The 26,168-nt window shown below is 38.5% G+C and carries 20 protein-coding genes and 2 pseudogenes; 14 read left to right on the forward strand and 8 right to left on the reverse strand.

What is annotated here, in order from left to right; genetic code table 11:
• Positions 1–33 precede the first annotated feature (33 nt).
• Positions 34–1,017, forward strand: a complete 984-nt coding sequence (locus ACP3VS_RS19815; RefSeq protein WP_012293662.1) for a biotin--[acetyl-CoA-carboxylase] ligase — start codon at positions 34–36, stop codon at positions 1,015–1,017.
• Positions 1,018–1,071: 54 nt separating this feature from the next.
• Here ACP3VS_RS19815 and ACP3VS_RS19820 read toward each other — a convergent pair whose 3' ends face one another.
• Genes ACP3VS_RS19820 through ACP3VS_RS19830 form a run of 3 tightly spaced genes read right to left on the reverse strand, consistent with a single transcriptional unit; the run spans position 1,072 to position 2,824 of the window.
• Positions 1,072–1,908, reverse strand: coding sequence for a DUF4097 family beta strand repeat-containing protein (locus tag ACP3VS_RS19820; protein ID WP_031417992.1), 837 nt, complete (start codon positions 1,906–1,908; stop codon positions 1,072–1,074).
• Positions 1,909–2,511 (reverse strand): DUF1700 domain-containing protein, encoded by a 603-nt coding sequence (locus ACP3VS_RS19825; protein WP_012293664.1) that lies wholly within the window; start codon positions 2,509–2,511, stop codon positions 1,909–1,911. It abuts the gene before it with no gap.
• Positions 2,504–2,824 (reverse strand): PadR family transcriptional regulator, encoded by a 321-nt coding sequence (locus tag ACP3VS_RS19830; RefSeq protein WP_012293665.1) that lies wholly within the window; start codon positions 2,822–2,824, stop codon positions 2,504–2,506. Before ACP3VS_RS19830 ends, ACP3VS_RS19825 begins: the two co-directional genes overlap by 8 nt.
• 420 nt (positions 2,825–3,244) lie before the next feature.
• On the opposite strand from ACP3VS_RS19830, the gene panB reads away from it, so the two are divergent.
• The 5 genes from panB to dinG all read left to right on the forward strand — a co-directional run bounded on the left by panB (position 3,245) and on the right by dinG (position 10,714).
• On the forward strand, positions 3,245–4,084 hold the full coding sequence (gene panB, locus ACP3VS_RS19835; RefSeq protein WP_012293666.1) for a 3-methyl-2-oxobutanoate hydroxymethyltransferase: 840 nt from the start codon (positions 3,245–3,247) through the stop codon (positions 4,082–4,084).
• A complete protein-coding gene (gene panC / locus ACP3VS_RS19840; RefSeq protein WP_012293667.1) occupies positions 4,081–4,935 on the forward strand; it encodes a pantoate--beta-alanine ligase in 855 nt (284 codons plus the stop codon). The genes panB and panC overlap by 4 nt, the downstream gene beginning before the upstream one ends.
• Positions 4,936–4,937: 2 nt before the next feature.
• The gene (gene panD / locus ACP3VS_RS19845; RefSeq protein WP_031417997.1) at positions 4,938–5,321 is read left to right on the forward strand and encodes an aspartate 1-decarboxylase; all 384 of its coding nucleotides are present in this window, start codon (positions 4,938–4,940) and stop codon (positions 5,319–5,321) included.
• Between the two features lie 281 nt (positions 5,322–5,602).
• Positions 5,603–7,726: a 5'-nucleotidase C-terminal domain-containing protein gene (locus ACP3VS_RS19850; protein ID WP_031417999.1), complete on the forward strand. Its 2,124-nt coding sequence runs from the start codon at positions 5,603–5,605 to the stop codon at positions 7,724–7,726.
• A 216-nt stretch (positions 7,727–7,942) separates the two neighbouring features.
• Positions 7,943–10,714: an ATP-dependent DNA helicase DinG gene (dinG, locus tag ACP3VS_RS19855; protein WP_281486625.1), complete on the forward strand. Its 2,772-nt coding sequence runs from the start codon at positions 7,943–7,945 to the stop codon at positions 10,712–10,714.
• 58 nt (positions 10,715–10,772) lie between these two features.
• Here the strand turns inward: dinG and ACP3VS_RS19860 are convergent, their stop codons facing one another.
• Positions 10,773–11,462, reverse strand: a complete 690-nt coding sequence (locus tag ACP3VS_RS19860) for a TetR/AcrR family transcriptional regulator (RefSeq protein ID WP_031418001.1) — start codon at positions 11,460–11,462, stop codon at positions 10,773–10,775.
• Positions 11,463–11,748: 286 nt separating this feature from the next.
• Between ACP3VS_RS19860 and ACP3VS_RS19865 the strand changes: the two genes are divergently transcribed.
• Both ACP3VS_RS19865 and ACP3VS_RS19870 read left to right on the forward strand, forming a co-directional pair.
• Positions 11,749–13,782 (forward strand): CocE/NonD family hydrolase, encoded by a 2,034-nt coding sequence (locus tag ACP3VS_RS19865; RefSeq protein ID WP_281486624.1) that lies wholly within the window; start codon positions 11,749–11,751, stop codon positions 13,780–13,782.
• A gap of 22 nt (positions 13,783–13,804) precedes the next feature.
• Entirely contained in the window at positions 13,805–15,103 is a 1,299-nt protein-coding gene (locus ACP3VS_RS19870) for an MFS transporter (RefSeq protein WP_197150481.1), read from the forward strand.
• A 121-nt stretch (positions 15,104–15,224) separates the two neighbouring features.
• On the opposite strand, the gene ACP3VS_RS19875 is transcribed toward ACP3VS_RS19870, so the two are convergent.
• Positions 15,225–17,048, reverse strand: coding sequence for a sensor domain-containing diguanylate cyclase (locus tag ACP3VS_RS19875; RefSeq protein ID WP_230584362.1), 1,824 nt, complete (start codon positions 17,046–17,048; stop codon positions 15,225–15,227).
• A gap of 194 nt (positions 17,049–17,242) precedes the next feature.
• Here ACP3VS_RS19875 and ACP3VS_RS19880 point away from each other — a divergent pair.
• The 5 genes and pseudogenes from ACP3VS_RS19880 to ACP3VS_RS19900 all read left to right on the forward strand — a co-directional run bounded on the left by ACP3VS_RS19880 (position 17,243) and on the right by ACP3VS_RS19900 (position 20,438).
• Positions 17,243–17,934 (forward strand): annotated as a pseudogene (locus ACP3VS_RS19880) (isocitrate lyase/PEP mutase family protein).
• A gap of 25 nt (positions 17,935–17,959) precedes the next feature.
• A complete protein-coding gene (locus tag ACP3VS_RS19885; RefSeq protein ID WP_422761189.1) occupies positions 17,960–18,514 on the forward strand; it encodes a bifunctional transcriptional activator/DNA repair enzyme AdaA in 555 nt (184 codons plus the stop codon).
• 12 nt (positions 18,515–18,526) lie between these two features.
• The gene (locus ACP3VS_RS19890) at positions 18,527–19,441 is read left to right on the forward strand and encodes a DNA-3-methyladenine glycosylase family protein (RefSeq protein ID WP_099806173.1); all 915 of its coding nucleotides are present in this window, start codon (positions 18,527–18,529) and stop codon (positions 19,439–19,441) included.
• Positions 19,428–19,919, forward strand: coding sequence for a methylated-DNA--[protein]-cysteine S-methyltransferase (locus ACP3VS_RS19895; protein ID WP_325881296.1), 492 nt, complete (start codon positions 19,428–19,430; stop codon positions 19,917–19,919). Before ACP3VS_RS19890 ends, ACP3VS_RS19895 begins: the two co-directional genes overlap by 14 nt.
• Positions 19,920–20,105: 186 nt before the next feature.
• Positions 20,106–20,438, forward strand: coding sequence for a DUF378 domain-containing protein (locus ACP3VS_RS19900; RefSeq protein ID WP_031418010.1), 333 nt, complete (start codon positions 20,106–20,108; stop codon positions 20,436–20,438).
• A 96-nt stretch (positions 20,439–20,534) separates the two neighbouring features.
• Here ACP3VS_RS19900 and ACP3VS_RS19905 read toward each other — a convergent pair.
• From ACP3VS_RS19905 to ACP3VS_RS19915, 3 genes and pseudogenes are all read right to left on the reverse strand, one after another.
• Positions 20,535–22,053, reverse strand: a pseudogene (locus ACP3VS_RS19905) (CoA-acylating methylmalonate-semialdehyde dehydrogenase).
• 12 nt (positions 22,054–22,065) lie between these two features.
• Positions 22,066–23,427 (reverse strand): aspartate aminotransferase family protein, encoded by a 1,362-nt coding sequence (locus tag ACP3VS_RS19910; protein WP_325881298.1) that lies wholly within the window; start codon positions 23,425–23,427, stop codon positions 22,066–22,068.
• Positions 23,428–23,585: 158 nt separating this feature from the next.
• Complete coding sequence (locus ACP3VS_RS19915; protein ID WP_012293681.1) at positions 23,586–24,755, reverse strand: PucR family transcriptional regulator; 1,170 nt, start codon at positions 24,753–24,755, stop codon at positions 23,586–23,588.
• Between the two features lie 140 nt (positions 24,756–24,895).
• Here ACP3VS_RS19915 and ACP3VS_RS19920 point away from each other — a divergent pair, with 140 nt between their 5' ends.
• Positions 24,896–26,140, forward strand: coding sequence for a Zn-dependent hydrolase (locus ACP3VS_RS19920; RefSeq protein WP_426389708.1), 1,245 nt, complete (start codon positions 24,896–24,898; stop codon positions 26,138–26,140).
• Positions 26,141–26,168: the final 28 nt, after the last annotated feature.

Genomic DNA, 26,168 nt, shown 5'->3' on the forward strand with positions numbered 1-26,168 from the left:
AAAAGCGGAGTTTACAAAAGGATTGATGTGAACATGACAATTTCCATAAAAGACGAAATTTTAAAAAGAATACTGGCTGCCAATGGAGAAGCAGTTTCAGGTCAAGAATTAGCGGATTCCCTTGGTGTCTCAAGGACGGCTGTCTGGAAACATATGCAGACATTACAAGAAGAAGGCTACACGTTTGAAACGATAAAGAAAAAAGGCTATGTATTAACAGGTGTACCAAATAGTTTAAGTCCCACACAAATTGACCTTTTTTTAAAAACAGAGCATTTTGGAAGAAAAATTCATTATTTCGATGTTGTAGATTCCACACAAACGATTGCCCATAAACTTGCACAAGAGGGTGCACCACATGGCACAGTCATTATTGGTGAAGAGCAAACAGCAGGTCGAGGTCGGATGGCTCGTCCGTGGGAATCAGTGCATGGTAGCGGTATTTGGATGACGATTATCGTTCGACCTGATGTCACACCTCAACAGGCATCCTCTTATACGCTTGTTGTCGCAGTGGCTGTCACAATGGCCATTACAACACTCTATAAAGATATTGAGCCAGCTATCAAATGGCCCAATGATTTATTAATTAATGGAAAAAAATGTACAGGTATTTTGACGGAGATGCAGGCAGAGGCAGATCTGGTACAGGCATTACTAGTTGGCATTGGAATAAACGCTAACCAGGAGGCAGCCGATTTCTCATCAAATATTGCGGAAATTGCTACTTCACTTCGATTAGAAGCAGGTGAGGAAATTAATCGTGCAGCACTTGTAGCATTAATTTTACAGTACCTTGAGCAATTTACAGAGCTATATGTCGAAGAAGGATTTGCAAGTATTAAAACCCTATGGGAGCAGCTGTCTTGTACGATTGGTCAGCGTATTGAGGTGACGACAATAAGAGAACGCTTTGAAGGGATAGCTAGTGGAATTACAGATGATGGGGTGCTACAGCTTACACAAGATGATGGTTTGGTCCGCACCATTTATGCAGGAGATATCAAAATACTATAAAAAAAGAAGCTGCAAGGTGTGTACCTGCAGCTTTTTTGATGACTTCAATTATTATTATTTGAGTGAAACATTGACATCACCGTGCGATAAAGAAACGTTCAGCTGGTCATCACCCTTGTAAAGCTGAGTGACCTTGCCATTTTCTTCTGTGCCATTAACCGTTATATCGCCAAAACTTGTTTTTACTTCATAACCAAGATCACTTTGTTTATTTTGTAAGTGAAGCGTTGCATCTCCAAAGCTAGATGTAATGGTTGATGTCCCATTTAAAGTTCCAGCAATATGAATATCACCATGCTCACTTTCGATGTTTACACCATTACTAGAATATTGCTTGAACGTTAAATCCCCAAAGTCCTGTGTAATCTCTGTTTTCTCTCCAGTTATGTTGTTGAAGGTAATATCTCCGTAATTTTGCATTAAATTTAGCTGTTGATAATGCAACCCTCGAAGTGTTGTATCCCCGAATTCACTATCTATTACAATCGCCTCTATGCTAGTATTTGCTGGAACATAGATTTTGATAGAGGGAGAAGAAAAGCTAGAGAAGCCAAATGCAAACCCATTTTTTTTCTTTGCCTTTGTTTCAATCTGTAAAGTTCCATCTTCAACATGATACGAGACGTCTTGTTGTTCGAGTACATTCGTTTCTAGTTTATAATTGTCTTCAGTTGAGACAATGGTAATATCCCCATAATCATTCACGATATTTATACTAGTAAACTTATCTAGGTTATATGATTCATGAATTAGTTTATGGCTACCTGGCACGTGAAGGCCATCCCCATCTTTGATAATGAACCATCGACCTCCTGAAAAATAGCCGACCAATGTCAGTAAAATACCTAATGCAATTATGGTTATGGCAACAAGGGAGTTTTTAGAAGTCATTTACAGGCCTCCTTTCTTTGTTTTCGTTATTTTATGGAACAATCTGCCCAATGTTTCTACAGAGACCAGGACGGTTTTCTTAATAAAACGCGCAACGAATGGAAAGAGTAAGACACCCAACCCTGTAATGATTAAGCCAACCCCCATAAATAATAATGCGGTTGGCCAATGCTCCGTTAAAATAAAGAATCCTGAAATAAGGGCAGCCATTCCGCCGATAAAAATACTTAAAATGCCAGCTCCAATCGCAAAAATCAAACTAATAATGACAGCACCAAATGATACAATAAGGGCGATAGCTGTTGCCAGAAGTGGTAAAGAAAGCGGTGCAGAAAGGATAGCTAGAATAATAAGCCATATAGCTGTCATATTCTTTTTAGTCGATTTCTCCGAAGTGTTTTCTAAATCTTTCAAGGCAAAATCTGCCAATATTTGCGAGGCAACATGAGAGGGGGAGCCTAGCTCTGAAATAACCTGTTGCTCATTTTCCTCTCCTGCTTCTTCAAAGTATTCTTCATAATAGGCAAGAGCCGTGTCTAACTCATGCGCAGGAAGTCGCCGTAATTTCCCTCGTAGCTTTTTCAAATAGCTATCTCTATCCATCTATATTCCCTCCTAAAAGTACACAATCAACCTTTTCCTTATACACTCGCCATTCTTTTAAAAGCTCTAATAATCGTATACGGCCATCCTCTGTAATTTGATAATAGCGTCTATTTCTACCTTGATAGGGCTGATCGTAGGTTGTTAAATAATCCGCTTTTTGTAAGCGACGTAATACGGGGTACAGTGTAGACTCTGAAATATCCATGACGGATTGTACTTGCTGAGTTAAGGAATAGCCGTATGCATCTTCTTTGTCCACAATGGCCAATACACAAGCATCTAGTAAAGCTGAGCCAAGCTGAAATGTCATCTTTCCACCTCACATTCATTACTTATACTTCATTTTATATTATATGCCATATAGTATGTGGATAGTATATGACGTATAGCATTGATTGTCAAATTTTATAAATGAAAGTTGTTATTATTAGAAAATAATATTTGAAGATTACAAGTTTTATTGTTATAGTATGTGCTGAAGGGCAGTATCCATTGTGAACGGCACCTTCTAAACGCAAGATCCAATACGAACAAATATCTGCCTTGATCTTTATGACAGGGACGGAAGAAAACAATACGTTCAACAAGTAGCTCACTTTCAAAGTGAAGCTAGCACCTCTTGCCGAGTTATGCAGGGGGCTTTTTGCTAACGAACGAAACACAACCCTTCTGTCCATTTTGGAACCGAGGGGTTTTTCTGTTTTCTTCCCTTAAAAAGGAGGACTACAAAATGAAAACGACAACAGATTTTTTAAAGATGAAAGCGGCAGGCGAGAAAATCGTGATGGTGACTGCCTACGATTATCCAGCCGCTAAATTTGCAGAGGCTGCTAATGTTGACATGATTCTAGTAGGAGATTCACTTGGAATGGTTGTCCTTGGCTACGATTCTACAATGCCAGTGACTGTAGCAGACATGATTCATCATGCAAAAGCAACTCGACGTGGGGCGAAGGATACTTTTGTGGTAGTTGATATGCCATTTGGTTCCTATCATGGTGATGTCAATGAAACATTGAAAACGGCCATTTATATGATGCAAGAAACAGGTGCTGACGCCTTAAAAGTAGAAGGGGCAGGAGATATCATTCCGGTCATTCAAAAACTTACAACTGCAGGTATTCCAGTGGTTGCTCATTTAGGCTTACTGCCACAATCAGCAGGCGTACTTGGTGGATATAAGGTGCAGGGGAAAACGGCTGAACAGGCAACAAAACTTATTGAGGATGCCAAGCAGTGTGAAGAGGCTGGTGCATGTGCAGTCGTCTTGGAATGTATTCCACATCAGCTAACAGAAATTGTGTCAGCTCATCTTATCATTCCTACCATAGGTATTGGTGCAGGTGTAGAAGCAGATGGCCAAGTGTTGGTTTATCATGACATGTTAAGCTATGGCTCACATCATGTGCCAAAGTTTGTTCAACAATTTGCCAATATGGGGAAAGAGGCAAGTGAAGGAATGGTTCGCTATGTGGAAGCTGTCAAAGCAGGTACTTTCCCAGCACAGAAGCATTTCTTCACAATGAAAGAGGATGCATTAGACCAGCTATATGGAGGCGTCCAATCATGAAGGTCATGACAACGATACAAGCATTAACCGCTGAAATTCAAGCAGCTAAACAAGCTCATAAAACGATTGGCCTTGTTCCAACTATGGGATATTTACATGAAGGCCACTTAACATTGGCTCAAACAGCACGTGCAGAAAATGATTTAGTTGTCATGAGTATATTCGTCAACCCAACACAATTTGGACCAAATGAAGATTTTGAAAGTTACCCACGGGATTTGCCAAGAGATATTGCGTTAGCAGAGTCTGTCGGCGTAGACCTTGTATTCGCACCAAGTGTTGAAGAAATGTATCCGCAGGATGGTGGAATTCGTATTCATGCGGGTGAACAGGCAACGATTCTTTGCGGTGCAAGTCGTCCTGGCCATTTTGATGGTGTGCTACAAGTTGTAGCAAAATTATTCCATCTTACACTTCCCACTAGAGCATATTTCGGCCAAAAAGATGCCCAGCAGGTTGCCATTATTACAACAATGGTCCGTGATTTTAATTTTCCTTTAGACATGCGCGTCGTACCTATTGTCCGAGAGGAAGATGGATTAGCAAAGTCTTCTCGCAACATTTATCTAAGCGAATCGGAAAGAGAAGAGGCTCCTGCCATTCATGAAGCACTACAATTGGCTCGGGATAGCTTTTTAGCAACGGGAGATGTTAGGGAAGCATTAGCAAAGGCCAAAGCTCATATTCAAATACAAACTCATGGCCGAATTGACTATATTGAATTATTAGCCTACCCAGATTTAACACCAGTGACTGAAACGACACAACAAGTATTGTTGGCAGCTGCTGTGTATATTGGGAAGACACGCTTAATTGATAATAGTATCTTTACTGTGAAAGAGGGACTATAAATATGTTACGAATGATGATGAATAGTAAAATCCACCGTGCAACAGTGACACAGGCAGATTTAAATTATGTCGGCTCCATAACAATTGATGAGGACATACTTGAGGCAGTTGGTATGCTCCCAAATGAAAAGGTACATGTTGTTAATAATAATAATGGCGCTCGTTTTGAAACGTATATTATTGCTGGTGAGCGTGGTTCAGGTGTAATTTGTGTGAATGGGGCGGCAGCCCGACTTGTACAGCGTGGCGATATTGTCATTATTATTTCCTATGTATATGTGGATAATCATGAGGCTAAGGATCATAAACCGACTGTTGCCATTATGGGAGAAGATAATTCGATTAAAGAAATGATTTCTTATGAACCAGAAGCAACAGTGATGTAAGACAAGAGAACGTTTTACCATGATTCCAGAAACAAATGAGTAAAGTGGCTGGAAATCGATATCAAAAAGGAGGATGGCAAGGCTCATGACTGTAGCCGATTAGCCCATCCTCCTTTTTATGTAATCAAAACCGCTACAAAAGTACTGGTAAAATTTTGTTTTTCTAACTATTAAACTAGTTTGTGAAATTAAAATTTTACAAATGTTCTAGTATTTTATGAGATATTTATGTAGAATTTAGTTGTTAGTACATCATTTTACTAGTGGAGGTATCATTTGTAATGGAAAATAAACGTAACAAATTTTTAACAGCTACTGCAGCAGCATTGGCTATCACAGCGGTAGCAGCAGCACCAGCATCAGCAGCTAGCCCATTTTCGGATGTAAAGGAAAGTCATGCAGATTATAAGGGCATTTCGACACTTTATGCGGCAGGTATTATTAGCGGATTCCCAGATGGTACATTCAAACCTGATACAAATGTCACGCGTGGACAGGCTGCAAAAATGATTGCAGGCGCATTAAAGCTAGACACGAAAGAAGTTGTGAATCCAAACTTTAAGGATATTGATGCAGCTAATCCGTATTACGGCCCAATCGCTGCATTAGTAGGATTAAAAGTTGTTTCAGGCTATGGAGATAATACATTCCGTCCAAACCAAACGATTACACATGGTGATTTGGCAAAAATCTTGTCATCTATTCCTAATTTACCAGAATTAGAGAGTGCTAAAAATCATGAAGCTAGTAAAAGTGTAACACGTGGACAACTCGCAACATTGATTGCAGAAGCTCTAACTAAATTAAACCCAGAAACGCCTGAAAAACCAGAAGATGCATTTACATTATCCATTTTACATGTTAATGATACACATGCTCGTGCAAATGAACTACCGAAATTAGCAACAGCTGTAAAAGAGCAACGTGAAACAAAGAAAAATGTTTTAACTTTACATGCGGGTGATGCATTTAGTGGTACATTATACTTCAATGAGTTCCATGGGCAAGCAGATTTAGCGCTATTAAATGAAATTGGCTTTGACGCTATGGTATTTGGTAACCATGAATTTGATTTAGGTTCATCACCTGAAGGACATCAAGCACTTGCAGACTTTGTTAAAGGTGCTAAATTCCCATTTGTGGATGCCAATACAGACTTTTCAGCAGATGCTAAATTTACAGGTTTATTTACAGATCTTATTTCAAGTGAACCTGAAAACGGTAAAATCTATTCAGGTATTGTAAAAGAAATTGATGGAGAAAAAGTTGGTATCTTTGGTTTAACAACAGAAGAAACTTTGGATATTGCTTCTCCAGGTAAAGTGAAATTCACTAACTATATTGAAGAAGCGAAAAAAGCAGTAGCTGCTTTTGAGGGAATGGGCGTTAATAAAATTATTGCTTTAACACATATTGGCTATAATGATAATCCAAATGTGGATAATGATATTTTACTAGCGAAAAACGTACCAGGCATCGATGTAATTGTTGGTGGACATGACCATACTAAATTAGACGAGCCATTTGTTGTAGATACAAACACTGTAGGCGAAGCAAAAGATGCAACATTAATTGTACAAGCTAATGAGTATGTCAAATTTTTAGGAACATTGGATGTCACATTTGATGGCAAAGGTGTTGTCACTGAGTACGGTGGCGAATTAATCGACCTTGGTAAAGTAGCTGAAGATAAAGCATTAGTAAAATTACTAGCGCCATATAAAGCAAAAATTGATGAAGTTAACAACAAGGAAATCGGTGTGAAAATTTCTGAGGAGTTAGCAAATCCACGTGCAACTGAAACAAACTTAGAAAGTGTACGTAGCAATGAAACAGCGTTAGGTAATATTATTACAGATGGTATGTTGGCCAAAGCACAAAAATATACAGATAAAACAGTTGTCATGGCACTACAAAATGGTGGCGGTATTCGTGCAGCAATTCCAGCAGGCAATATTACGGTTGGACAAGTGATTACAGTATTACCATTTGGTAACACATTAGCATTAATGGATACTACTGGAGCTGAGCTAAAAGCAGCATTTGAAGTTTCCTTAAAAAATGCACCTAAAGAAAATGGTGGTTTCCTACACATTGGTGGAGCGAAATTACAATATGACTCATCAAAAGAAGCTGGCTCACGTGTTGTTTCAATCGAATATTTAGATAAAGCAACTGGCAAGTATGTTGCTTTAGAAGATAATAAAACATATACAGTAGCAACGAATGCCTTCACTGCTAAAGGTGGAGACGGCTTTGATATGTTTGCTAAAGCATATGAAGAAGGTCGAGTAACAGATTTAGGTTTATCTGATTGGGAGAACCTACAAGAGCAATTATTATCATTAAAAGAAGTGAAAACAACTGCTGAAGGTCGTATTGTTGATGTTGCAAAAAAGAAATAATACTTTCTAAAAAATAGCTTGAAAACAACATCATCTTTAAAATATGTCACAAGGCTATTTCCGCAACCTTAAAGGATTCCCTGAGGTTGCGGTTTTTTAATTTATATGGAGCAAAAGGAATTGCCTATTAGAAGACGTGTAGGGGAGAAAGGATGCTGCTGAACCAAATATATGATAAAATTCTTCTTATCTAATGTGAACTGTGAGTTGAGATGTATGATGGAAAGTCAAAAATATGCCATTGTGGATTTGGAGACAACGGGTCATTCACCAGCGAATGGGGACCGGATGATTCAAATTGCCATTGTTATTATGAAGGATTGGGAAATTGAGCGTACCTATACGAAATTTATTAACCCAGGCAAAGCCATTCCTACTTTTATTCAAGATTTAACGCATATAACAAATGAGGATGTAAAGGATTCATACCCTTTTGAGGAACATGCGGATTACATATATGAGCTACTGGCTGATTGTGTGTTTGTAGCCCATAATGCCGATTTTGACTTATCATTTTTACAGGCGGAGTTTAAACGGGCAGGCCTTCCAAAGTGGCAAGGTAAAAAAATGGATACAGTAGAGCTAGCAAAAATTTTGTTTCCGATGTCACTCGGCTTTAAGCTAGGAGACTTGGCGGCGGATTTAAATATAGAGTTGGCCAATGCACATCGAGCGGATGATGATGCTCGTGCTACAGCAGAGCTGTTCAAATGTTGTTGGAAAGAGCTACTAAGTCTGCCTCAACTAACATTAGAACAAATGCATAAGCGTTCTTTTCGCTTAAAATCGAATATTTCACAGCTTTTTTTCGAGGCACTGCAAATAAAACGTCAGCATAAAACAGGCAATGAAAATGTGCACTATTACCGGAATTTTGCGATTTGTAATGGTCGTAATAAACATGACAATGCGTCAGAGACGATTGATTATCCGCAAACAGTGGCAGATAAAACGGCCTTAATGACAAAGGCTCTACCCAATTTTGAAGAACGTCCAGCACAATTTAAGATGATGGATACGATTTGGCAAGCACTACATGAGCAAAAGGAATGTGTAATTGAAGCTTCCACGGGTATTGGCAAAACGGCAGGTTATTTACTGCCAGCCATTGTATATGCTCGTACTGTCCATAAGAAAATCGCGATTAGTACCTATACATCCTATCTACAAGAACAGCTTGTAGAGGAGGAGCTACCAAAGATAGAGAAAATCCTTGGTACAAAAGTAAACATATGCGTACTAAAGGGGATGCAGCATTATATTGATCTAGATCGTTTTGAACAATGTATGGCATATGGTGACGAATCCTATGATGATACTTTTTCTATTTTACAGATTCTCGTTTGGCTGACGAAAACAGAGACGGGTGTGCTAAGTGAGCTGAATGTATCAGGTGGCGGACAACTGTTTTTAGAGAAAATCCGCAAAATACCAAATGACAAACCATCTAAAGGCTTTGATTTCTATGAACAAGCTCTAAAGAACAGTGCATTTGCTGACTGCATTGTGACAAATCATGCTATGGTTTTAAGCGATTTGGTTCGTCAAACGCCGATATTTACACAAGTAGATGGATGGGTAATTGATGAAGCACATCAATTTATTCAGGCTGCGATGCAACAGGATGAAATAGTCTTCTCCTATACGCAATGGAAATATATTTTCGGTCAAATTGGCACAATGGAGGACACAGCACTATATCACCTTTTTTGTGAAGCGGCAAAGAAAAAACAACGCGTATCGATGCAAAGTTTACAGCGACTGGATGCTCAGTTTATCCGGTTACAGCGTGCATTTGATGAGACCATTCAACGAACAGTTCAAAGCATGCAGCAGCATATGAAAGGGAAGCGAGCTAGCAGCAAATGTACCTTGTTTATAGAGGATGTTACTCTTGCCAAAGAGTCATTTTTACATGTAAGCAAACTAACTCAGCAATGGCTTGATCTTGCGACTGAAGTAGCCCAAGGATTTGAAAATAATATTGAGCAATTAGATAAAAATGATCTTTATGTTGTATCCGAATGGCATTATTGGATTCGAGAAGTAAAAATAAAAATTGCGGAATGGGAAGACATATTCCTGTCACCACAGGACGGAAGTTCAGTTTGGCTAGAATTTGATGTTCGAAGTGTTCCTGGCAGTTTACATGTTTTTAAAAAACCAGCCAATGTAACACCCATTATTGAACAAGTATTAGCACCTCTTCGCAAGCAAGCGAGCATTATATGGACATCAGGCACATTAACGGTACCAGGCAATGAGCGTTTTGTTACACGACAATTAGGAATTTCTGATAGCGTTGAAGTAATAAAATTACAAGCACCGCCAGCCTATTATGCGGGTGCAAAGGCATATATTGTCACTGATATGCCAGACATTCAGCATGTTAGTCAGGAAGAATATATTGAGGCAGTTGCTCATGCGATTACGAGAACTGTTAGAATGACAGAAGGTCGTTGTTTTGTGCTTTTCACAGCCCAGGATATGCTACGGAAAACAGTCGAGCTCATTCAAGATAGTGAACTTTTAGATGATTATATGCTTTTTGCGCAAGGTGTTACAGGTGGTAGCCGTATGCGTATTCTGAAATCATTTCAAAAATTTAGCCATGCTGTTCTTTTTGGAACAAACAGTTTTTGGGAAGGTGTAGATGTTCCTGGAGATGCCCTTGCCTCTGTTATTGTCGTGCGGCTGCCATTTTCTTCACCAGAAGAGCCTATCTTTAAGGCAAGAGCTCAGCATCTTACAGCGCAAGGACGCAATTCCTTCACGGAGTTGTCATTGCCTGAGGCTATTATGCGCTTTAAGCAAGGCTTTGGTCGCTTAATTCGTTCCTCTCAAGATAAAGGTGCTTTTATTGTCCTCGACCGTCGAATAACAAGCAAATCCTATGGCAAAGAATTTATAAAAGCACTACCGCCAATCGACGTAAAGAAATTGCAGCTACCCGAATTATTAAAAGAACTGAACCATTGGCAAAAATAGAATGAACCCCTTTTAGCATGAGCTAGAAGGGGTTTTTAAATGGCTTAGACGTTTCATCCTATTGTAAGGGTTGTTTGTTGTTAGTTTGACCCTCAAAAAGGTTAGCGTTTTGAACAATTTTAGTAATATAGCTCATAACGATTTCCGTTGCTTGTTGAGCATCATAGCTTTTTCGATTATTTAAAAGGTTGGTAAACATACCTTGCCAAATTAAGAGTGTGATTTCATTAATAGCATCCACGTTACCCTCTGTTAAGTAGCCCTCCTTTAAAGCAATTTCTAACATAGAACGACCTCGTTTTGTCAGGCTGTGCTGAAACAATATAGTCTTTAAATCATCTGGAATATTAATTAAATCATTGGGGTAAAAGTTATAATAATTTTCCAATAATTTTTCTGGTGTTTCTCCTAAATCCATAATAAAGACGGCATGAAAAATCTGTGGCTGTTTGAAGGAGTATTGGCAAAAACATTCCCAAGCTAATAAATATTTATCAATAGGATCTTTGCCTCTTTCTATGTAACGCGCAACTTCGTTCGTATAGTCTTGCATACATCTCATTGATGCAAAAAAGAGGAGATGAGAGATTTCTGAAAAATAATTGTAAATGGTTGCACTGTTATAACCAGCCTTATCGGCAACCTTTCTAATCGTCACATTCTCCAATCCTTCTTCTTCTATAATTTCTGCTGTGGCGTCTACAAAGTATTTCCACATACGACTCCTTTGTATTTCCTTTTTTTTCATAGTAATGTCCCCCCGACGTACACTGTCCATGTAAAATTATTAGTTAAATTCATATATTTACCATTTATAAGTTAATTTAAACTTATTATAGCATAACAATTTTGCTTTACATCTTCCATTATAGCATCAGCTTTTAGCATTTTCAGTGTTGTACATTGGAATTTCAGATGATATACTAATCACAATTATTTTATAATCATGATTAGTAAATAATTAAGATTCTGAATAATTAGATAAAAAGGGATGCTAGAGCAATGAGTTTAAACACAAGAGGAGGATTTATTCAATGAGTAAAAAAATTGTGACACAATTTGAGTGTACATATGAAACAATCGAAAACACATGGATTGAATTAGCAGACGGCACAAAACTTTCTAGTCGAATTTGGTTACCGACAGTAGAAGCAGGACAAAAAGTACCAGCTATTCTGGAGTATATTCCTTATCGCAAAACAGATGGTACAAGAGCAAGAGATGAGCCAATGCACGGGTATTTTGCGGGACATGGATACGCCGTTGTTCGAGTAGATATGCGAGGGTCAGGTGAGTCAGATGGCTTATTAAAAGATGAGTATTTAAAGCAAGAGCAGGATGATGCACTTGAAGTAATTGAATGGATGGCTAGCCAAAGCTGGTGTAATGGCAATATTGGGATGATGGGGAAATCATGGGGTGGATTTAATTCTCTGCAAGTAGCTGCTAGAAGACCAAAAGCGTTAAAGGCGATTATTACAGTAGGCTTCACGGATGATCGCTATAACAATGACATTCACTATAAGGGTGGTTGTTTGTTAAATGATAACTTCTGGTGGGGCGCCATTATGTTAGCGTACCAGCTACGTCCGATTGATCCTCATATTGTTGGCGATAGCTGGCGTGAAAAATGGATGCAACGTTTAGAAAATATGCCTTTATGGATGGCACAGTGGATGGAGCATCAAACAAGAGATGACTACTGGAAGCATGGTTCAGTTTGTGAGAATTATGATGACATCGAAATTCCTGTTTTTGCACTTGATGGTTGGGAAGATTCCTATACGAACACAGTTTTAAGTTTAATGGAAGGGCTTTCTGTTCCTAGAAAGGGCATTATTGGCCCATGGGCACATGTTTACCCACATGATGGAGTTCCAGGTCCAGCAATGGGCTTTTTACAAGAGGCCGTGAAATGGTGGGATCATTGGTTAAAAGGAATTGACAATGATGTAATGGACGGACCAATGGTGAATGTTTGGGTTGAAGAAAGCATGGAACCATCTGTTAAGAAACCAGTCAGCCATGGCTATTGGGTTGGACTCGAATCATGGCCAACAGTGGCAGAGGTACAAACGAAGGCGTATCAACTGACACATGGAAAATTAGTAGAGCATCGTAGTGATCACCAAGAACAGGTACAATTAAAAACACCACAAAATCATGGTCTATTATCGGGAGAATGGATGGGTGCTGGAGTACTAGGCGAAAGTCCAGCAGATCAACGAGTTGATGACGGAATGGCCATGATATTTGAAACAGACATGCTAGAGAACCCACTAGAGATTGTGGGTTATCCGAAGTTTGAAGTGGAATTAATGAGTGATAAACCACATGCGATGCTGTTTGCGCAGTTGTCAGACGTTGCACCAAATGGAGCTGTTACTCGTGTGTCCTATGGCGTGATGAATTTAACACATTTGAATGGTCATGATCATGTAGAATTATTAATTCCTGGTAAAAAAGTGAAAGCCTTTGTGCAATTAGATTGCTGTGGACATCAATTTAAAGCGGGGCACCGTTTACGCTTATCATTAGCAACAACGTTTTGGCCAATGTTTTGGCCGATGCCAGAAGACGCTACATTGACATTAAATCTTGAAACAGCTACTTTCACATTGCCAACCTTCCATGGACATCAAATAGCTGGACCAAATATGAATCCTGAAAGTGCAACATTAACACCTATAACAACGCTCCAAGAAGGAAGAGTGGATCGTTCTATTTCATACGACATTTTAACAGATACATGGACATGTATTACTGATGGGGTTGGAGGCGTTTTTGGTGAAGGGATATATCGCTTTGATGATATTGATATCACGGTTGAACATAATTTGAAACGAGAATTAACCTTATCGAATGCTGATCCATTGTCAGCTCACTATACAATCTATCAAAAAATGAAAATAGGTCGTGAGGGTTGGTGGATAGATGCTGATATTACGGTTACTAAAACATCTACTCTAGAAAACTTCCAAATTATTGGGGAGATGGCGATCAAAGAAAATGACAAACAGGTCTTCCATAAGGAATGGGATCAAAAAATTAAACGTCATGGCTTGTAAATAACATATAAGGGGTAAACATATGGAAGCTAAGTTAAAAAAGAATACAGCTACTTTAGTTATTTTAGCTGTTTCAGGTGCATTAATTTATGCATTACCTTATTTTAGAAATTACTATTATGATGTCTTTCTCGATGCATTTCATTTGACGAATACTCAAATGGGGACTCTTGGTAGTGCGTATGGTGTTTGTTGTTTAATTTCCTATATATTTGGAGGTTTTTGTGCAGATCGTTGGAAAACGAAATATTTATTAACCATTTCTCTAGTTGCCACAGGGTTATTAGGTTTTACATTATTACTGTATCCACCATATCCAGTGCTTCTCCTCATACATGCTGCTTGGGGAATCACATCCATCATGACGTTTTGGGGAGCATTAGTAAAAGCAGTACGTTCTTTAGGTTCTGAAAATGAGCAAGGAAAAGCTTTTGGTTTTTTTGAGGGTGGTCGTGGTGTAACCAATATCATTCAATCTGCTGTGATTTTAGGGATATTTGCTTTTTTTGCGAAGCATATGAGTGATAAAATGGCACTCTCAGCGGTTATTACGGTATATTCGGTTATTTGTCTTTTGTTGGGATTCATGATTATGATGCTTTATAAAGACCCTGATCAAGGAACCATCAGTCGTGAGGACAGGGATGGGAGTAAATCATTTGACTGGGCAGTCCTATGGAAAGTGTTAAAGATGCCAACTACTTGGCTTGCGACTATTCTTATTTTTACGTCTTATGCGATGATTATTAGTTACTATTACATCACACCTTATGCAACAGCTGCATTTGGTGCATCTACGTTAATCGCTGCGGCTTTGGGCTACTTCTCTCAGTATTGTAGACCAATTGGCAGTTTTAGTGCAGGCATTATCGGTGACCGGATAGGTGTGTCTAATATGGTGTTAATTGGCTATATATTATTAGCACTAGGCTTAGTAGGGCTCATTTTACTGCCCGGCAAGGCTTCCTTTATCCTTATGCTTTTAATATTTATAGGGATTATTTATACATCAATGTATGCTTTACAGGCAATGCATTTTGCTATTTTAGTAGAAGGAGATTATCCTGTAGAATCAACAGGTACAGTGTCCATGCCGCTAATGATTATTGGCTATAGTGGGGAAATCTTCATGCCGATTATTGCAGGGGCTTGTTTAGATTATTGGGGTGGCACAGCAGGCTATAAAGTATTTTTTGGTATTTTATTAGGTTTAGCTATTGTTGGCTTCGTTACAGTAGTCATTTGGCAACGTGTGACGAAAGAAAAACGCAAGGAAATTGCATTGCAACGAAAGCTTGCGAAGGACCAGGTGCTTACCTAGTTTAGCCAAAAATAAATAATAGAATGGCTCCATTGAGGCAAAAAGATGACTTTGGTAAAAACCGAAGTCATCTTTGTCGTTTAGAGGAGGCTATGCAGTACTTACAGAAGGAAAAGAGCCATCATAATAGGGGGGATGCCTCTTGGTTAGTCTCCCAATTTATATCGTCTTGAAAATATTCTACACGGTTTCTACCATGTTCCTTTGCTTTATATAATGCTTTATCACATCTTGATAATAAAGAATGAATGGTATCGCCCATGACAAAGCTTGTCACACCAAAGCTACTCGTTTTGTGATGAACAACTGGAAATGAATGTTGTTCTAGTTGCTGTCTTAGATTTTCTGAGAGATGCACAGCATCCTTTAAGGGAGTGCGTGGACAAACAACTAAAAACTCCTCGCCACCCCATCTACCAACCGTGTCTTCTACTCGTACATAATTTTTCAAAAGGTCTGCTGCATGACGTAACACAAGATCACCCACTTGATGTCCGAATTCATCGTTCACAGCTTTAAAATGATCAATATCTAACAAAATAATCGAAAGTGGTGTGCCACTTCCTGTAGCTTGCTCAAATTCTTTTTCTAATACGTCATCTAAGCGGACACGATTTGGTATTTGAGTGAGACGGTCCGTATTTGCCAATGCTTCAAGCTCAAGCTTGGCTGATTCAAGCTCTTTTGTGCGTTCCTGAACTTTATATTCTAATGTTTCATTTAATGTTTCTTGCATGATTTGATGTTCTTTCTTAATGATGTTGATTTTATCTCCCAATGCTAATGATAAAAAAATGGATTCGAAAATAGCTCCAATAGCTGGTACTTCCTCAAAAATTCGTGGATGGAATGGGATAATACTTAAAAAGGCCAGCGCTTGAACAATGATAGAGCTTAGTAAAACTGTCCAACCAATGATATAGTATCGAGCCATCTTTTGACCTTTTCTGAAAACAAAAATGCCAGACAGCCATAGAAAGATAAAGACTACTACTGCAAAGGTAGTTGTGAAATTATTGATGAGTGCGACGTCTGGGAGAATAAATGACGCCATTAAAGAACTAATTGTTATCCACAATAGTAATTTTCCGATTTTATGGAAAGACGGTAGAAATGTCTTTAACTCCAGAAACTGAAGACAAAATAGAAGCATAAATAAAAGCAGCAAATTGCCACTAATTGTTAATGATTTAATAAAAAATTCCTTCGACACCCATGTGCCCAATAACTCAATGTCTAGCGAATTTAAAGTTGCTTGATAGAAAATAAAGCTCAGCATATATAAAACATAGAAAAAGTAAGCTTTTTCCTTCAATGAAAAAAATAAAAATAAGTTATAAATTAATAGAGCAGATAAAAAACCATAGAAAATGCCAGTTAAAAATTTATAGTCACTGATTTTATTCGTAAAACTTAATTCCGTATATAAATAGGAGGTAATACTTAGGGGTAATGCTCCATCTAACTTGATAAAAATTTCTTGAGTAGAAGGGTCTTGGATGTGAAATAAATTAGACCTAGATGGAAGAGATTGTTCCCCTAGATTATCAATTCCCCTACGTTGCACATCATAGGATCCATCCGCTTTGACCAAGAACAACTCAATACTATCTAATTTATCGGTCACCTCTAGCCAATAGGGTTCCTCTTTATCCAATAAAATATCTTCCATAGATAAGCGCAACCAAATGGTATCTTTAGTATGCCAAAAGAAGGGATAGGGTTGATTGCTCGCAACAAAGAGATGATCATAATTGCCGTTTAATATTTCTTCAATAGAGACCTTTTTAGATGTATCTCGAAAAATTTTATAATGTTCTCCTAATATTATAGGGTCTACTAGCTCATCTGTTGGACTCATTGCACTAACAGGTGGTATAAGGATGACCAAAGATAGGGTAAAACAAATCAATAACATGATTTTTCTAATCATTTTGTTTTTCATCAAAAATTCATTGCTCCCATTCTATAGTTACTAGGTGAAATTGACTAGCTGCAATATTTGTTTAATTTTCTCTTTTTAGAAATTTAAGTTAATTCATACCTCCTTATTATAGACCATAACAGCAAGATTGAGGACGAAATAATGGGGACTTCCTGATAATATGAGGCCTAGTAAACGATATGGAAGCTTTTCATATGTCAAAAATACAGATTTTTAATGATTTACATTTCTTACAGGAGCTTTTATTTTTAGGGAGCGCTTGGGATGGTTTATCGGCACTCCTATTAGAAAAAGCAGGTTTTCAGGCGATTGGCACTACTAGCAGGGGGGATTGCGAATTTACTTGGCTATGCAGATGGTGAACGGATTGATTATCAGCGTCATTAAGCTATTATTCAAGCTATCGCAGAGCGAGTAAACATCCCAGTAACAGGGGATATTGAAGCGGGATATGGACATGATGAACAAAGCATTATTAACAATGTATGAAGGACAGCAGATGTCGGAGTAGCCGGAATTAATATTAAAGATTCATTCAAACATCAAGCAAAATTAAGAAGTCTGACTGAATACTGTCATTTATTCACAAATATGAGGGCCATAATAGATAATCGTGGTTATCGAAATTTTTTTATGAATGCTAGAACAGATACGTATTTCAGTTAGAGCAGCCATTTCACGAAACGATGACTTGAGCCATCGCTTATGTAGAGAGTGGAGCAAGTGGTATCTTTATCCCAGGCTTAACAAATGGCCAAACTTTAAAAGAATTAGGGGTAAGGCGGATAGTTTTGGCAATGCATTTTCAGATAAAATCATTGCCTATTTAACACAGCATGCTGCACAATTAGTAAAAAATCAAGATACATCTTCTTTATATGTATAATCTATGAAAATGAGGGGAGCTATTCGTGGACAATCCAATTAATTTATCCTTTGAGGAGAAGTGGGAGAAGATTATAGCTTGTGATCAAACTTATGATGGGCTATTTTATACGGCGGTTAAAACGACTAAAATTTATTGCCGTCCTTCCTGTAAATCAAGAAAACCCAAAAAGATGAATGTTGAATTTTTTCAATCTATTCAAGAAGTCGAGGCGGCAGGCTATCGAGCATGTAAACGATGTCAGCCTGAAATTGAATGTTCACCGCAAACACAATTGATTCAACAGGTAACGTCTTTTATCATCAATGCGTATAAGCAAAAGGTAACCTTGCAGGATATGGCAGACCATGTTGGTATTAGTCCATTTTATCTTGAACGGCTATTTAAACAAGTGAAGGCGGAAACTCCTCGAGCTTATCTTGAAAAAATAAGAATTGATAAGGCGGCTCACCTATTAAAGCATACAGACTATACAAGTTTGGAAATTTGCTATGAAGCTGGATTTCAAAGTCCCTCTAATTTTTATAAAGTGTTTCGACGATTAAAAAATTGCTCGCCCACAGAATATCGAAATCTTTGAAGGAGATAGACTATGAACTGGATAAATCACACTGATTATTTAGAAATCGAACTTCCGGCGGAATTTAGTTTTACAGAGTGTTTGATTTTTTTAAAGCGATCCAATCAAGAAATTCTCCATCAAATAAAAGAAGGTGTCCTCTTAAAAGTATTAAAGATAGAGGATCAGCTCATTTTATGTAGAATAAGTGAGCAAGCTTATAAAATGAAAGTAGAATTTCCGATGATTCAGCCATCGGTTAATGAAAGAGAAAGAGTGGTCCACTATCTTAAAGAATGGTTTGATTTAAATACTGACTTGGCTTGTTTTTATCAGATGGCTAACAAGAATAACATTTTACAGCCCTTGATAGAAAAATATAGCGGATTACGTTTATTAGGAATACCTGACTTATTCGAGGCACTTGTGTGGGCTATTATTGGACAGCAAATTAATTTAACGTTTGCCTATACACTTAAAAAGCGATTTGTTGAACATTTTGGAGAAAACGTACACTTTGAAGAGGAGAATCACTGGTTATTTCCAACACCGGAAAAAATAGCGTGTATTCAGGTGGAGGAATTGAGAATGCTCCAGTTTACGCAGAAAAAATCAGAGTACATCATTGATATTGCGAAAATTATAGCGAATGGTCAATTGGCAAAAGAAAGGCTACATCAAAAAAAAGATTATGAGGACAAGAAAAAAAGTTTAATGGCTATTCGAGGCATTGGGGCCTGGACAGCCGATTATGTGCTAATGAAATCTTTACAAGAGCTATCTGCATTTCCTATAGCAGATGTGGGTCTACATAATGCACTAAAAATGCAATTAGGTTTGGAACGAAAACCTTCAATGGAGGAAATTTTCCATTATTCGCAACATTGGCAAGGATGGCAGGCTTATGCCACCTTTTACTTATGGAGGTCACTATATGAAACGGTTTAAGTTAGATTATCAATCACCGATTGGCATGATTGAAATTGAAGGAAATACAGAAGCAATTGATGGCATTAATTTTGCAGAACGAGAAGAGCTCATCCATGCTCCTCAACAAGACTCACCTACAGTGTTGCTGGAATGTTTAAAGCAAATACATGAATATTTTATCGGTGAACGTCGTGAATTTTCTTTTTCTTATGTTTTTAAAGGAACGGACTTCCAACAAGCCGTTTGGCATGCATTACCTAATATAGGCTACGGTGAAACAGCCTCTTATAAAGATATTGCAGTGGCTATTCACAATGAAAAAGCGGTGAGAGCTGTTGGTAGTGCCAATGGTAAAAATACTATTAGTATCGTTGTTCCATGTCATCGAATTATTGGCTCTAATGGATCTTTGACTGGATATGGTGGTGGGATTTGGCGTAAAAAATGGCTTCTTCAACATGAACAATCCCATCATTTAACGAGCAATACTAAATAAGGTTAAATGCTCTTAGTCCAATTGGACACCTCGCCACTTCTGCCTGTATAAAAAAGTGGTTATTGCAAAAAATAAGACCGTCAAAACGGCGGTTTTAATGACTAGTCTTTATCATTTTATCGCTTCTTATGACACCTCTCTGCTAAAAAAATTAGCGTGGAGTAAAAATGATAAAGGAGGGTACTCATGAGCGTGCTCTATAGAATCGCATTAGTGTTAGTCATTATTGGTGCAATCAACTGGGGACTCATTGGATTCTTTAGATTTGATTTAGTGGCTTATTTGTTTGGCGGCCAAACAGCGGTTTTATCGCGATGGATTTACGCACTAGTCGGCATCGCTGGTTTAATTACCTTACCAATTCTGGTGAAGCGATTTGAAGACGAAGAAGACGTAGATACTTATACACGTATCGATAGAAATCCTAGCTATGGCATGGAGGCTGGGGAAGAAGCGGATTTCACTGAAGTGAAGAAGACAACAGAAGTGAAAAAAGTGGAGAAAAAAGATAATAAGTAAGCTTATGACAAAAACTGGTGGCCATTATTGGTTCGTCAGTTTTTTTCAAATAGGGAAAAACTCGCGTAGTCTGTTCAACGACTACGCAAGTTTTCATTATTCTTGATTGCTTGGAAAGGCAAAGGAGGATGTAGTGTCACCACCCTGTGCAATCCATTTCTCTGAAATGGTCTTTGTTTTCGTAAAGAAGCGTACTTGATCGGGTCCAAACATATGCCCCTCACCAAATCTTGAGCGTTTCCAGCCACCAAAATTATGATAGCCTACTGGAATGGGGATAGGTACGTTCACGCCAACCATCCCTACTTCAATTTCAGTAGTGAATTTACGAGCAGCTGCTCCATCATTCGTAAAGATTGTCACGCCATTACCCAATTCATGTGCATTTATTAAGGCAATCGCTTCATCTAATGAACCTACACGGACAATATTACGGGCTGGTCCAAACCTCCTGCTCATAAATTTCCATACCTGGTTTAACATGATCGAGGAGCGTAGGACCGAGATAAAACCCTTGTGATTGCTTGGAAATTTCCGGATGTCGTCCATCACAAACGATGGTTGCGCCTTCCTCTAAGCTACGATCAATATAACCAATAATCGTTTCCTTCGAATGCTGTGTAATAACTGGACCAAAATCAACGTCGGAATCTGTATAAGGCCCCACTTTTAATTTGGCAATTTTTTCAGCCAGGATCGTGACTAATTTATTCGCTGTATCCTCTCCTACAGGAATAATGGTAGAAATAGCCATGCAACGCTGAGAAGCCGCACCATAGGCTGCACCTAAAAAGGCATTTGCGACATGCTCTAAATCCGCATCTGGCATGACAACCATATTATTTTTACCACCGCCTAGCGCAGTCACCCGTTTCCCAAATTTAGAAGCCGTCGCGTATATAGTTTCTGCAACTGGAGTCGACCCTACAAAGGATACAGCTTCAACTTTTGGGTTTGATAAGAGCTCATTGACGGCATCTTTATCACCGTTAATGACCGTCCATACGCCATCCGGTAAACCTGCCTTTGTCCATAGCTCTGATAAATATAATGCAGAACAGGGGACGCGTTCAGACGGTTTTAAAATGACGCAGTTTCCAACGGCTACAGCCATACTTGTGATGGCTAGTGGGACCATAACAGGGAAATTAAATGGTGAAATGGCAGCCACTACGCCTAATGGAGCTTTGGAAGAATAAGCGTTGATTTGACCACCTACATTAACCGAATACTCACCCTTTAGTAAGTGTGGGGCATTGATGGCTAAATCAACCGATTCTAAACCACGTGCAATTTCACCTTTCGCATCTTCTTTGGTTTTGCCACTTTCCTTACAGATTATATCGATGAGCTCATCCATATTGTCTGTCAATAATTGGCGAAACCTGAGCATGATTTCTGCACGTTTTCCAACGGATAATACGCGCCATGCTGGGAAGGCTTTTTTGGCAGCAGTGATTGCTTCTTTTACCTCATCTTGTGTTGCTAGAGAAACCCGCGCAATGACGGAACCCGTACTTGGATTGTATACATCAGAAAAATATCCGCTTTTTCCCAAAACAGTTTGTCCATTGATAAAATGGCCTAATTCTTGAATATCCGTATTTGTTACCATTGAGCTGTCCTCCTACAATTTTATAGAATGTAAGGCTTGAGTGAATTTTTCCACAAGGAATTCGATCTCCTCTGAGGAGACAATTAGTGGAGGAGAAAGCGTTAAAACATTATTGTAACCTGCCACAGTTACACCGTTTTTTCCAATAATTAGCCCATGTTCTTTACAGTGCGCAATGACTTTATTAACAAGTGTGACATCTAGTGGAATTTTGCTCTTTTTGTCTTGTACAAGCTCTATACCTATCAAAAGTCCTTTTCCACGAATATCCCCAACAAACGGGTTCTCCTTTAATTCCTCTCGTAAAGTTTTCAGGAGAGTATCACCTAACGTAGCCGAATAGTTAAATAAATTTTCCTCTTCCATAATTTCAATGTTTTTCAATGCCACGGCACAAGCGGCTGGCGAGCCACCAAATGTGTTAACATGGCGGAAGAAATCGTAATCGTCATTCCCTGCAAAAGCCTCATAAATTTCACGTCGAACAGCAGTAGCAGATAGTGGCATATAAGCGCTTGTTAAGCCCTTTGCCATTGTCACAATATCAGGCTGGACACCATAGTTTTGGAAACCAAAAGCTTTACCCGTACGCCCAAAGCCACAAATCACTTCATCCACAATTAATAATGCACCATGTTTTTCACAAACTGCTTGCACCCCTTGTAAGTAATTCTCATGGGGCATGATCACACCGCCGCCCGTTATGATAGGCTCCATGATGACAGCAGCAATGGACTCTGACATTTCCCATGTCATCACATGGTCGATCGCTTGCACAGATGGCAATGCACATGGATCCTTACTTTGAATATGGTCTTCATTGGCGCGATATGAGTCAGGTGGCGTGACATGGATAAAACCAGGTGCTAATGGCTCATATTTGTATTTTCGCTGAGCTTGTCCAGTTGCCGCTAAGGCTCCCATCGAGCTACCATGATAGGCACGATAGCGGGAAATAATCTTCGTTCGATTGAGCTGTCCTTTTTGTTGGTGATATTGTCGAGCAATTTTGAAGGCAGCTTCATTTGCTTCAGAGCCACTGTTCGAGAAAAAGACGACATAATCATCTCCTAAAAGCTCACTAATCTTTTCACTTAATTGAATAGCTGGGATATGTCCGACAGATAACGGTGTATACGTATTTTCTAGTAATTGATCATAGGCAACTTTAGCAATTGCCTCTCGACCATAGCCAACATTTACACACCATAAGCCCGCCATAGCATCTAAATAGCGTTTTCCTTCTATATCGGTAATCCATGCGCCCTTAGAAGATTGGACAATCAACGTTGCTTTAGGGTTATATGGCTTCATGGCATGCCAAACAAATTGTTCGTCTTTGACTTGCCAATTCGGTCTTGTTACATTGGTCACTACACTCACTCCTTCTATACAGGTAATGGCTGAGCATGCATACGTTTTGAGTCTAATGTGGACAACAAAAATGCAAAGTCGACCCCATTTGTACTTTATATGTATGCCTTAAGTGTTTTAGAAGGAATATTTTATGAAAGAAAAGTCGGATATTTAATCTATTGATGTGTTAATACGTCCTCAATTAAAAAGGCAATATATAGATTGGTCTTTGTAAAGGGATTACTTAAGTCCATATCTAATAGCCATTCAATTTTTTTTATTTTATAAAGAACGGTGTTGCGATGAATAAACTGTCGTTCACTAATCCTACTTGTACTGCCATTTTCCTCAAGAAAGATGCGTAAAAATGGCACATAATCTGTGTTGTGCACATCATCATAGTGATAAAGTTGACCTAGTATATCGTGGCTGAAGGATTTCATGAGTGATTGATTTTGCACAGCCATAATAATTTTATAGGCACCTATTTCCTTATATTTGTATAAAAAACGATTGTTGTGGAGCTGAGCTAAATGAATGACCGTTAATGATTCATCATAACTTTTACGGACATTTTCAAGCTCTTTATGGTAGTTTCCTTTTCCAATAATAATATCCAAGTAACCATTTTTTAACGTGATTTTTTCATAGATTTCTTCAACGATTTTTGAGAAGGGTATATTCGGTGTATTGATCTGTGTTTTATCAATTAAAAAGATGAGGTAGTTTTTATGTTTTAATTTTAAGAAGCGTTGATAGTGATTTTGAAAAGCGAACTGCACCAAGACCTCATATCGATCGATGGAGGCTTGAGTGCCGACCGTTGTACAAGTAATGATGGCTAATTCTCTCCCTTGGGGAAAACCTAGCTGTGCTAGTTGATCTTTCATTGCATTAGCGTTTTGTTTGTAATGGAATAATAAATTGAACAGAACCTTTTCTTCGATGGATAGCTCCTGATGGTGGTTGGCAATAAACTGAAAGGTCGTTTTTAATAGATCAGCTATTCTATAATTCCATGGCATTTGAAAAATAGGGAAATCATTTTGATTGGCAAAAGAGATGACAGCTTCTGGAATATCAGGAATGAATGGACCTGTATTAATAATAAAACCAGCTACTTTTTTAGCGTAGGCTTGTTTCACAAGTTGTTCTAATGAATCTTCGTCTGCATCTAAATTAATACCAGTTGTGACGACTAATTCATTGGGTCTACAAAACATGATTAAATCATTGCTTTCAACAACATTAATACCCGTAACTCTTCGATACGTACCACTATGTCCAGCGACTAATGTGAGCATTGGGAATTGAACTCCCTCCACAATTTTACGAATCGTCCCCATATTTCCCCCCCTTAATTATGAACATAACTTACCATATATGATGTGCAGTTGCACATATTTTTTTAGTTTTCTATCCATATCTCTCAAATTATATCTATTTTAAAATGTTTAATAACTACTGTGAAAGAGAGGACTTGCATATGTATAAATGTAATAGTAGACGATTGCAAGAGTTAATTGAACAATTTAGTCAATTTGGGGCTACTGATAAGGGTGGCGTCACACGTTTGTCTCTTTCGGATGAGGATGTATTAGCAAGAAACTATTTTTGTGAGTGTTGCGAAGCTTTAGGTATGGACATTCATGTGGATGATATGGGAAATATTTATGCGACTCTTCCTGGGAAAAAGGATATGCCACCAATCGTGATGGGTTCTCATTTAGATTCGGTGGAAAAGGGCGGAAAATTCGATGGTGTATTAGGCGTCTTAACAGCTATTGAGGCCATTCGAACTATCAAGGAAAATGAAATTGAAGTAGATATTCCGCTTATGATTGTCAATTTCACGAATGAAGAAGGGGCTCGTTTTGACCCAGCAATGATGAGCTCAGGGGTTATCACCTCAAAATTTGACAAAGAAAAGATGCTACAATCCACAGATAAAAATGGTGTTCGTTTCCATGAAGCGTTACAAGAGAGTGGATATGAGGGAGAGCAAGGCAATCGTCTGAAGGAAGCCCTCGCTTATATCGAATTGCATATTGAGCAAGGGCCAGTGTTAGAAGCCAAACAACGAGAAATTGGAGTTGTAGAAGGTGTGCTTGGTATGGTTTGCTACGAAATTATAATTACAGGGCAATCGAATCATGCTGGTACGACACCAATGGCAATGCGGAAAGACCCTATGATTGTTGCATCAACGATTATAACTGAATTACATGAGCAGCTAGGAAAGATTGATGAGCAATTAGTGTTTACATTTGGTCGTATGAACGTGGTTCCTAATATTCACACAGTCATCCCTAATAGGGTGACATTTACGATTGATTCACGTCATCAAGATCCTGAGGTGATGGAACAGGTTGAGGATATTCTTAATGCGCTACCAGAAACCGCAGGAGGGTGTAATATCCACCCAGTAAAGCTGTGGGGGAGAGAAACTGTACATTTTGATGGAGCCATTTGTAATGAAATAGAAAGAGCCTGCCAGAGCTTCGGTTATACTGCTCATCGCATGTTTAGTGGGGCAGGGCATGATGCCCAGTATATGGCAAGTATGGTTCCGTCGGCCATGATTTTTGTTCCAAGTATTCAGGGGAAGAGTCATTGTGAGGAAGAGGAAACAACCTTTGAGGATTGTGCAAAGGGAGCAGATATTTTACTAGAAACGGTTCTAACGCTACAAACAAAATTTAGTATGGGCGAAACTTATACATTGCATTAAACATGAAGTATTCTCGAATTTTGTGATG

Source organism: Lysinibacillus sp. VIII_CA (assembly GCF_049943995.1).
In the GTDB taxonomy this organism is placed as follows: domain Bacteria; phylum Bacillota; class Bacilli; order Bacillales_A; family Planococcaceae; genus Lysinibacillus; species Lysinibacillus pinottii.